This is a genomic window from Aliivibrio sp. A6, assembly GCF_028765505.1.
Taxonomy (GTDB): Bacteria; Pseudomonadota; Gammaproteobacteria; order Enterobacterales; family Vibrionaceae; genus Aliivibrio; species Aliivibrio finisterrensis_A.
Genome location: NZ_JARACR010000091.1, coordinates 1 through 1052 on the forward strand (window position 1 = coordinate 1; position 1052 = coordinate 1052).

Annotated in this window: 2 protein-coding genes; both read right to left on the reverse strand. The window is 38.0% G+C overall.

The window, feature by feature from the left end:
* Nucleotides 1–93 precede the first annotated feature (93 nt).
* Nucleotides 94–558: an ASCH domain-containing protein gene (locus PVK70_RS18725; protein WP_130049477.1), complete on the reverse strand. Its 465-nt coding sequence runs from the start codon at nt 556–558 to the stop codon at nt 94–96.
* Between the two features lie 153 nt (nt 559–711).
* Nucleotides 712–999, reverse strand: a complete 288-nt coding sequence (locus tag PVK70_RS18730) for a type II toxin-antitoxin system RelE/ParE family toxin (protein ID WP_060994190.1) — start codon at nt 997–999, stop codon at nt 712–714.
* Between the last annotated feature and the right edge of the window lie 53 nt (nt 1000–1052).

A 1052-nucleotide genomic window follows, 5' to 3' on the forward strand; every position in this document is an offset into this window, starting at 1 on the left:
CCTAGCTGAATTTTACTGCCTTAATCACTGAAACTAAAGGCAAACTGACAACGCCGAGTGTAGCAAATCGTGTTGATGCATTTGTTATATTGCCTATTGATAAACGACATGAAATCGTTCCAATACAAGAACCATGTCCTCATTAAGCTTAATATTTAACTCTGAACATTCAGCAGCAAAGAAACGCCAATGAGCTTCACGCCACCATTTTAATGAGCGGTCGCCCTCGCCTTCTGCATGAGCAAATTCGGCCGTCACTTCGTTATATTTACACGTTTCAACTGAATCAATTTCAATGATACAAATTGGCTTTCCGTTCCAATCAACAACTACTTGTAAATGACCAACGGTTGGCATTGGTTCTTCACCAGATTCGTACCAAACATTTAAGCTACAAGTTGCTGTCTTTTGACCAATTCGGATTAATTCAGCACATAAATTGGCATTATGCTCATCGGCACAGAAATAGTCTGAACCGAATGATTGATACTTTTTACGTTCAGTTTCAGAAAGTGAGCTTAGATACTGATCCAAGTAGATTTGAGACTGTTCTTCCATGATATCCTCTTAACTATTTTCGCAATATAACGCCTGCATAACACGTTTGCTACGATACAGACTTACCTGAATTTTAACGCCTTAATCACTGAAACTAAAGGCAAACTGACAACGCCGAGTGTAGTAAATCGTGTTGATGCATTTGTTATAATTTTATATATCAGCCATAGTTAGCAATTGGCTACAGTTACGAACCGTTAAAATATTTATGCTTAACGTTACGCTATAAATAATGCGGTAATTACCAAAAATAATTTCACGATAATTGGCTTTATTCAGCTCAGGGACAAGACGGCCCAACTCTGGAAATGAACCTAAATTCTCAGCTTTATCGAATACGTCGTTAACCCATTTTTCTGCCGCTGATGGATTGTCTAATGCAATGTATTCTGCTGTCTGCCCTATTTTGTCTAAAGCAAGCGGTGACCAAATAACATTCATGAACGTAAGCGTCCTAAGATTTTAGAACGAGCATCATCATTTGATAAACCTAA

Coding starts and splice junctions, on each gene's coding strand:
- PVK70_RS18725 (WP_130049477.1), bottom strand. CDS start 558: ATGGAAGAACAGTCTCAAATCTACTTGGATCAGTATCTAAGCTCACTT.
- PVK70_RS18730 (WP_060994190.1), bottom strand. CDS start 999: ATGAATGTTATTTGGTCACCGCTTGCTTTAGACAAAATAGGGCAGACA.